Source organism: Paracoccus sp. P2 (genome assembly GCF_046335115.1).
Taxonomy (GTDB): Bacteria; Pseudomonadota; Alphaproteobacteria; order Rhodobacterales; family Rhodobacteraceae; genus Paracoccus; species Paracoccus pantotrophus.
This window is the reverse complement of the sequence record NZ_JBGOSN010000085.1, coordinates 1-8073: the sequence shown is the minus strand read 5'-3', so window position 1 is coordinate 8073 and position 8073 is coordinate 1. Positions and strand designations below refer to the sequence as shown.

General features: G+C 62.3%; 7 protein-coding genes and 2 pseudogenes. 5 read left to right on the top strand and 4 right to left on the bottom strand.

Annotated elements, in window-relative coordinates; genetic code table 11:
* The first annotated feature begins 233 nt into the window (after positions 1-233).
* The 4 genes and pseudogenes from ACDP63_RS23670 to ACDP63_RS23655 all read left to right on the top strand — a co-directional run bounded on the left by ACDP63_RS23670 (position 234) and on the right by ACDP63_RS23655 (position 2386).
* The gene (locus ACDP63_RS23670; RefSeq protein WP_409928746.1) at positions 234-725 is read left to right on the top strand and encodes a hypothetical protein; all 492 of its coding nucleotides are present in this window, start codon (positions 234-236) and stop codon (positions 723-725) included.
* A 322-nt stretch (positions 726-1047) separates the two neighbouring features.
* Positions 1048-1533: pseudogene (locus tag ACDP63_RS23665) on the top strand (transposase); the annotation flags it as partial.
* Positions 1493-1786, top strand: a complete 294-nt coding sequence (locus tag ACDP63_RS23660; RefSeq protein WP_409928745.1) for a hypothetical protein — start codon at positions 1493-1495, stop codon at positions 1784-1786. The pseudogene ACDP63_RS23665 and the gene ACDP63_RS23660, both read left to right, overlap by 41 nt.
* A 297-nt stretch (positions 1787-2083) precedes the next feature.
* A complete protein-coding gene (locus tag ACDP63_RS23655; protein ID WP_409928744.1) occupies positions 2084-2386 on the top strand; it encodes a hypothetical protein in 303 nt (100 codons plus the stop codon).
* 31 nt (positions 2387-2417) lie between these two features.
* On the opposite strand, the gene ACDP63_RS23650 is transcribed toward ACDP63_RS23655, so the two are convergent.
* The 4 genes and pseudogenes from ACDP63_RS23650 to ACDP63_RS23635 form a co-directional block, all read right to left on the bottom strand.
* Positions 2418-3512: a C-terminal helicase domain-containing protein gene (locus tag ACDP63_RS23650; protein WP_409928743.1), complete on the bottom strand. Its 1095-nt coding sequence runs from the start codon at positions 3510-3512 to the stop codon at positions 2418-2420.
* 94 nt (positions 3513-3606) lie between these two features.
* Positions 3607-4023: pseudogene (locus ACDP63_RS23645) on the bottom strand (DUF6361 family protein); the annotation flags it as partial.
* A gap of 5 nt (positions 4024-4028) precedes the next feature.
* A complete protein-coding gene (locus ACDP63_RS23640; protein ID WP_199257888.1) occupies positions 4029-5249 on the bottom strand; it encodes an ATP-binding protein in 1221 nt (406 codons plus the stop codon).
* Between the two features lie 282 nt (positions 5250-5531).
* Positions 5532-7241 carry a recombinase family protein gene (locus tag ACDP63_RS23635; RefSeq protein ID WP_409928747.1) on the bottom strand — a complete coding sequence of 570 codons (1710 nt, stop codon included), beginning with the start codon at positions 7239-7241 and terminating at the stop codon, positions 5532-5534.
* On the opposite strand from ACDP63_RS23635, the gene ACDP63_RS23630 reads away from it, so the two are divergent.
* Positions 7164-7523: a hypothetical protein gene (locus ACDP63_RS23630; protein ID WP_409928748.1), complete on the top strand. Its 360-nt coding sequence runs from the start codon at positions 7164-7166 to the stop codon at positions 7521-7523. The genes ACDP63_RS23635 and ACDP63_RS23630 overlap by 78 nt on opposite strands.
* Positions 7524-8073: the final 550 nt, after the last annotated feature.

Below are 8073 nucleotides of genomic sequence, written 5' to 3'. Positions count from 1 at the left end.
GGGTATCTTCCGGCTAACGGCCTGCCTCGACACCGCCCCACCCGCAGCCTTCCCATGATACCGAAGGTGGCCGGGAGCGCTTTTCAGTTCATGCCGGCTTCAGCCCGTTTGAACGAACGGGGCGGAGTGCGTAGCGCAGTGCTATAGGCTCCGGCACGAGGGTTGGGGAATGCCGTCGCGTGACGGCGAGTGGAGACCTTTCAACCATAGCGCATGGGAAGGTGAACCCGACGATGAAACTTTCACATATCCTGCTCGCAGCCTGCATGTTTGCGCCGCTCGCCGCTCATGCCGAGACCCCGAAGGACCGCACGGTGGCTGTGATCGAAGAAGCCGGTTGTGTCCTCGATGCCTCGAACGTGAACGAAGTCCTCGACGGTCTCGGACTCAGCGATGAGGAGTTCCGCGTTATCGGCGAGGAACTCGTCGCCGAAGGGTTGGCCGATGTTTCAGAAATGGGCGTGTTCCGGCTCACCTCGCCAAATTGCCCTTCCGCACCCCTCAACGCGCATGCCGGGACCCCGAAAGATCGCACAGTTGCCGTGATCGAGGAAGCCGGTTGTGTTCTCGATCGCTCAAACATCAACGAGATCCTCGACGGCCTTGCGCTCAGCGATGAGGAGTTCCGCGCTATCGGCGAAGAACTTATCGCTGACGGTCTGGCAGAAGTTTCCGAAATTGGTGCGTTCCAGCTTACCACGCCATTTTGCGTATCAGCGGAGTGAGGTGGGCCGGCGCACCGCGAGGGGGGATGGGCCGTCAAGGGGCTGCGCGACGAGGATATACCGCCCTTTGCCTCCTCGGAACGGGAGAATCCGACCGTTCCGGAACTCGATGAGCCGACGATCGCGCAGAGGGCGATGCCTGCTGGCCGTGAGCCGGTCGGGGACTACGGGTATACCGGCTTGTCGCCGCGCCGCCATTCGGTGTCCTTCCTGCGGCAAGACCCGGCTGTAACGACGGTGCGACATATCTGGAGACCTCGAAGAACCTCCCCATCTCGCCCGTTTCATGATTCAATCTTCCGGTGATTTGCGGGGGCTGCAGATGCGGGGACAGGTTGGGTTCTGGGACATTGACGAGCGTTATGTACGGCTGAGCGAGGCCGGCGATCCGCTGGAGAAGCTGAACGCGCTGGTGCCGTGGGAGGTTTTCCGCAAGCCACTGGCCAAGGCACTGAAGCGGTCCGACGGCGCCAAGGGTGGTCGCCCGCCCTACGACCCGGTGATGATGTTCAGGATCATGGTCCTGCAGGCGCTCTACGGCCTGTCGGACGACCAGGCCGAGTTCCAGATCCAGGATCGACTGTCGTTCATGCGCTTCCTCGGGCTGGGGCTCGGGGACCGCGTGCCGGATGCCAAGACGATCTGGCTGTTCCGCGAGCACCTCACGCAGGCGAAGGCGATCGAGAACCTGTTCGCCCGTTTCGACAAGCACCTCACCAAGGCCGGCTATCTCGCGATGGGCGGCCAGATCGTGGACGCGACGATCGTTGCGGCGCCAAAGCAACGCAACACCGACGCAGAGAAGGCGGACAGCCGAGCGCTCGCTGCCCTGGGAGGAGACGCGCGACGGCGTCACTGTGGTGGTGGAGCCCAAGCCCCATTGGGCCGAGGACATGCGGGCGTTCCGCCTCGATGCCCGCGAGTATTGCCGCTACGCCGACTGGACAGCGCATGGCGCCAGGGCGCGGTTTTTCGGCCATGTCGACACGTCGGGCGATGAGGTGATGATGAAGGCCCGCGCCATGATCGCGCGCGAAATCGCCGATGGGCTCTGGGACTGAGCGGCAAGGCCGGTTCCGCCTCCCTGCGGCGCCGTCGGGTTATCGCTTTACCGGCAGTGATGGACCGGGCTCCAGCCTCACCAATTCCCTGGCTTTCTGCCACCAATGTCATGGGGCAATGGGTGCCGTCCCGATTTGAACGAACACGGTTTCTCGGAGAGTATGGCGGCAGGGCTGGCTGGGCGAGGCATCTGCGAAGGGTCTCCGGCAACCGGTCAGATGCATGGCACCACCCCCGCTTCCATTCGCAAACCTTGGTCTGATCCGCTTCTTTGCATTCAACCCCAAGGGGTCGGCTTGACGCTGCGCGTGCCGCCCTCGCGGATTCGGGGGAACCGTATGTTCACGCACATGCTCAGGCGCGAGAAACTGCGCCTCGACAAGGGGCAAAGCTCTCGCTTCGAACATGGTAACGCCGCGTTCCTCAAGCGGCTGAAAGCGAGCTGGCAGGACTATCGCTACGAATTTGACGTCCGCATCATTCAGCCCGGACTGTCACGGGCGGCGATCACCGAGGAAGGGTTGCACTTGCTCGCCGGAGTCGAAACCTATTTGCTGGAGACCCGCGCGATGAAATTGCGGGTCTTGGGCAGCGCATAGCCATCACAGGCCCGCCTCGCGTCTGCCTCGATCACCCAGGCATCAACCGCTGCTGAGCATTGACGTCGGTCATCGGCTGGTTGGTTGCCAACGCAGGCGCCGCCATGTCACCGCCATCCAATTCCGGAGCGCCGGTCTCCGCCATCTGCCCATGGCCGTTGGCCGATGAGTCCGGGGCAGTCGTGTGTTGTTGCCGCAGACCCATCGCGGAAAAATCCAGGATCAGCGGTTGCAGCAGCGCACGGGTCGCTTCCCCGCCGCGCGACAACACGTCAATAAAATCTTCCTGGTTGGGCTGGCCGAGAGCCAGTCGATAGATCATGCGCTGTTCCCGAAGTTGCGCGAATCGCAGCATGTCCCGACCAAAGGGACGCTCGAAAACGTGCCGGCGGATTTCGGCACCGTCGTGCACCCACCACGGACGAAGGCCGCTCTTATCGACAAAGCGCTCCGCGTGCCGTTCCACACATCGCCAGGGAGAGCCTTGATCCACGGCGGGATCGCCAAGCACTTCGTCGCGCAGCTCTTCCGCCAGCTTCCGCCTGACCGACAGACCCGCATAACGCTGGATGCGGCCTTCGCGTTGCTCGAGGTCGAGCGGGTTGGAGGACAGGTCCCAATGAACCACATGCGAACACCACGGATGAAAATCCAGACCCTCCTGCCCAACGGATGTAGTCGCCAGGACATGCGGCCAGAAAGGCGTGTTGAAACTTCGGCGCACTTCATCTGGACGCGCCGGGGCGGCCGGCGCGACGCCTCCCTCCACCTTGACCACCGGCTCGGCCTCCGCGTCGCTGAACGGGACGGCGACATGGCAACGGACAGGAATCTTGTGTGACTGTCCGCCAATCCCATGAAAGCTGAAACTGCCGGCACGGAGCCCGAGCGACGCCTTCAGATCCCTGGAAAGACCCGCTGCGCCCTCATGGAGATTCTGGGCGCGGAGCCAGAAATGCTCGTCCAGAACGCTCTCGAATCCGCCGTCGACCACCGCTCCCATGACCCTCTCGACCGCATTCCTGCCTGGCAGCGATGACAAAATGACCGGGTTGTCGAGATAGGCGCGCAGGCCCTGCCAGCGGGACGAACGGCGGATCGAAGCCGAGGAGTGGCTGTCCGTCATCGTCGGTCGCCGCCCTCACGCCCTTCAGCAGTCTATGCGCGTGCGCCCGAGAAATCATCCGCCCGTCAAGACGCGGGCGCAGGATTCCCCACACTGCGAGTGCATTCCAGTAGACGGTCGATGGCGGCTGACTGGACGGCTTGGGAAAGACACGACCGCCAATGACCTGGGACTCGCCTGCCTCCCGGAGCCGCCCGGCAAGCACTCTTTCGCGTTCGCGTAGGGCACGATCGGCCGCCGGTCCCGTCAAACCCGCGAGGTCCTCGAACAACCAGGGTACAAAGATCGCGTAACGCGCCCGCGTATGCAGGACCGATGTGCCTGGGAAGAAATGATCGGCATACCGCTGATGGATGGTCAGAAAGCCGATCTCGTCACGCACGCCCATGGACTCCTCATCCATTTGCGCCTTGGCGCGGGCCAGCGCCTCGCGGGACAAGTAGGTCCATCCCAACGCAGGTTCGAGCTGTATGGCGCGTCGAGCGTGTGACGATCTCGTGGGCAGACGCATCGCATTCAGCTCCACAACGTGGATATGGGCGCTGCTGCCAGGCGATCGCCGAACGGCACGACGTCCGTGCTGTCGTAGAGAACGGCGCCAAACGCGAAGCGGTCACCACAGGCGTCGGCGAGAGCGCGCAAGCCGGAAAAATCACCGGCCTTGACCGTAGCGCTCGCTTTGACCTCGATGCCAGCGATCATCCCGTCGTCGCGCTCCAGCACGATGTCGACTTCGCGCATGTCCCGGTCGCGGAAGTGATATGGCGCCAACCGCAGATCCGACGCGGTCATCAGCTTGAGCACTTCCGAGAATACGAAGCTCTCAAGTAGCGCCCCGAACGCGCCACGGTCTGTCTTCACCCTATCGAAGGTTAGGCCGCGCGCGCTCGCCAGGAGGCCAGGATCAAGGAAATGTAGTTTCGGCGTCTTGACGATGCGCTTCAGCACATTGGTGAACCAGGGCTGCAGCGTCGCGATCAGAAACACCTGTTCGAGCAGTCCCACATAGCGCTGCCCGGTCTTATGGCTGACATTGATGCTGGCCCCGAACTGCGAATAGTTAACCAGCTGGCTAGAATGCTCGGCCAGCAGCCGCACGAATTTTGGAAGCTCGGTCAGCTTCTCGATCTCCGCGATGTCCCTGAGATCGCGAGTTAGGACCGACGTGAGATAGGATCTCGCCCAGTCCTGCCTGCGCCGTTCGCTGTCTCGGGCAATGGCTTCGGGAAACCCGCCGAGCAAGGTGGAATGGATGAGCTCGTCACCGACGATCGCATTGCGGGCCTGCTGCAGCTTTCCCTCGAAGAGGCGCTCAAGGAAGGTCGGAGTACTGCCGTCGATCTCGGCCTTCGCCAGTGGCAGCATTCGGAGCGTTTCCATCCGTCCGGCAAGACTGTCGGCGACCCGCGGCAAGGTCAGCACATTGGCCGAGCCAGTGAGGAGAAATCGACCAGGGCGATAATCCTCGTCGACCGTCTTCTTGATCGCGAGGAGCAGATCAGGTGCGCGCTGGATCTCATCGATGATGGCTCGATTCAGGCCCCGGATGAACCCGGCTGGATCAGCCTGCGCAGCTTCGAGCACGGTCTGGTCGTCTAGCGTGATATAGGTGCGGTCGGCCTCCCCCATCTTCCTGACGAGCGTGGTTTTGCCCGCCCGGCGTGGCCCCACGATGAGGACCACGGGTGTATCTAGAAGGGCTTCTTCCGCCCGGCGCTCCACAAACCGCTCGAACATTCCATCCTCGAGTTCCTGACAATTGGAACTATCTATGTCGGCTAGTTGGAAGTCAACGGATAGCTGATTGGAACGCGTTGGGTCGCGATCTGGAAGTAGCGGTACGTCTGAGCCCGTAGTCTCGGCCGACCTCTCCACCAGGGCGCGCGTTCGCCGGTGTGCAATGGAATTTCGGGATCAACGATCAATTGCCGGTTCAGGCCGCTTCGATTTTGCTTCTCAACGCCAAATCCGCAGCGCATCAAAATTTGTGGCGACCGAACTCAACGGTGCGGCCCGAGCCTACGCAGCCGACTGAAATAGCAAGTGAAGATCGCCGCAGATCCCCGAAACCATCTTTACTTGCTTGGCAACTTCGACAACATCGGCCCGTCTCATGAGGCGGCCGTCCGACCGCAAGCTAAGATGGTTGCACCCTCCCGCAACCAACGATCCCGGCGAAAGCAGATTGTCCAGAGCCTCGGCCTCTGCAAGGAAGTCAGGGTTCTTCTTTCCTGCCGCAAAGCGCAGGATCGCGCCGAGGTCGCCGCGCAGCACGATCGCCAGTTCGCCGTTATCCGGCATGAGCGTGATCTGATCGACCAGCGAGCGGAAGGTTTCGGCGGCACGGGCGCGGCCGTCCTCGTCTTGCAGATTCTCATAGAGCTGCCCGATCCGCTGCGCATAGAGTGCCGCCATGTTCGGATGTAGCAGCGGAGGGGGCTCATCGGCATTGGCCAGTTTCTCAGCCAGTTCAGCCTTCCGGGCTTCAAGTCCAGTCATCTTCTCCTTCATTGAGGGGTGATACATGCCGTCGGTGATCGCCTCGATGATCTGAGAAATCTGCCTGCCGACTTTGTCCAATTCGCGCCGCGCAACCTCAAGGTCGGCACCACGCTCCATCCGCAACCGGTTCACCTCCCTGGTGAACTCGTCGCAGAACTCCCTGAACAGCGCAGGGTCCATCAGATGCTTGCGCAGCCCGTTCAGGATCGACGCTTCGAGGGCGTCACGTCGGATGTTGAGCCGGTTGTCGCAAGTGCCCTTGTTGCGCGCAGTCGCGCAGCCGAGCAGGTCCTTGGAGATCATCGTATAGCCGCCCCCGCAGCAGCCGCATTTGACGAGGCCGGCAAAGAGATGCTTCGGGCGGCGCCGGTCGTTCAGGGGATTGGGACTGGTCTCGACCACATCATAGGCAAGGCGGCTCTGCCGTGCCTTGACGGCATCCCAGATGTCTTGGTCGATGAGGCGCAGGTCAGGCACCTCATGGACGACCCATTCGCATTCCGGGTTCAGGCGGGATACGCGCCGGCCGGTGTCGGGATCCTTGATATAGCGCAGCCGGTTCCAGACCAGCTTGCCGACATAAAGCTCGTTGTTCAGGATGCCGGTGCCGCGCTTCGGGTTGCCGTGGATTGTCGATGGCCCCCATTCGCTGCCTTGCGGCCCCGGTATGCCATCGCGGTTCAGGGACATGGCGATGGTGCGCGATGATTTCCCGTCGAGATAATCCGCAAAAATGCGGCGCACGATCCCGGCTTCGGCCTCGTTGATGGTCCGGTCGCCCCGGACAGCTTCCCCACGATCATCGAACCTCTTCACCACATCATAGCCGTAGCAGAGTCCGCCGCCGGATTTGCCATCCTCGACCCGACCGCGCAGCCCACGGCGGGTCTTGTCGGCCAGATCCTTCAGGAACAGCGCATTCATCGTGCCCTTCAACCCGACATGCAGATGGGTGATCTCGCCCTCGGACAGGGTGAACATCTTCACGTCGGCATAGGTCATGCGCTTGAAGATGCCGGCGATATCCTCCTGGTCGCGCGACAGCCGGTCCATCGCCTCGGCCATGATCATGTCGAAGCGACCGCGCAGGGAATCGGAGATCAGGGACTGGACGCCCGGTCGCAGGATCATGCTGGCGCCGGAGATGGCGTGATCAGTATATTCCTCGACGACGGTCCAGCCTTCCTTTTCGGCGCGCAGGCGACACATGCGCAGCTGATCGGTGATCGAGGCGTCACGCTGGTTGTCGGACGAGTAGCGGGCGTAGAGCGCGACCTTCATGCGGACACCTCAGTCTGGGAGGCGGCCGCCCGCCAATCGGGCCGTCTCCTGTTGGACGAAATCGCCCGCAGCCTGCCGGGCGAGTTGCCGGACGAGATCGGCGAGGCGGGGGTCGGGGTTGCGGGTGCCAGCAACGCGCGCAACGGCTTCATCGGTGGTCTCGGTGACCAGCCGAAGCTTCGATGCGGTGGTTTGTCGTTGCCGTGCCATTCCCGTGCCGATCCCTGAAGAGCCTGCACAGAGACTACGCAGCATTTCCAATGCATTACAGAGAAGCGCCCGGCGGCGTTCGGCGGGGAATGGAGGGCTGGGTCGGGCATTGGCGTAGTCCTGAGCAGCATGGCGTCGCAAAAATACTGGCGCGACGATGTGCGAATTTGCGGCTCGCCAGGAGATTTGAACATCTGCTCGCACAGCGCGACGTTCCAGCCATGTCCTGAGGTCAGTCTAACGTGGAGACGCCGCGCATGGCAATGCGAGAAAATTGGTCGCGCCGATGGTGGCCGCTGGTCCTGACGGTGCCCCCTCAGCCCACTCCGTTCCTCACAGGTCCGGCAGGCCGAGGCTGAGTTGCCGGGCAGCCTCGTCAGAGGTGGTTCGGGAAATCTGACAGCCAGGATGAGCGGCTCTTTGCTGCGACCATCGCACTAGGCTCAGGACTTCGGTAACGGGGTCATTGTGAACCGGCGTGCAAAATTGACCCCGTAACGGGGTAATCGGCTTCCAAAAATGACCCCCCTTACGCTGATGGTCATGATGCCTCCGAGGCTATCGGGGG

What these genes read in the sequence shown, in the direction of transcription:
- ACDP63_RS23650 (WP_409928743.1), bottom strand. Translation starts at nt 3,512, where the DNA reads ATGACGGACAGCCACTCCTCGGCTTCGATCCGCCGTTCGTCCCGCTGG.
- ACDP63_RS23670 (WP_409928746.1), top strand. Translation starts at nt 234, where the DNA reads ATGAAACTTTCACATATCCTGCTCGCAGCCTGCATGTTTGCGCCGCTC.
- ACDP63_RS23640 (WP_199257888.1), bottom strand. Translation starts at nt 5,249, where the DNA reads ATGTTCGAGCGGTTTGTGGAGCGCCGGGCGGAAGAAGCCCTTCTAGAT.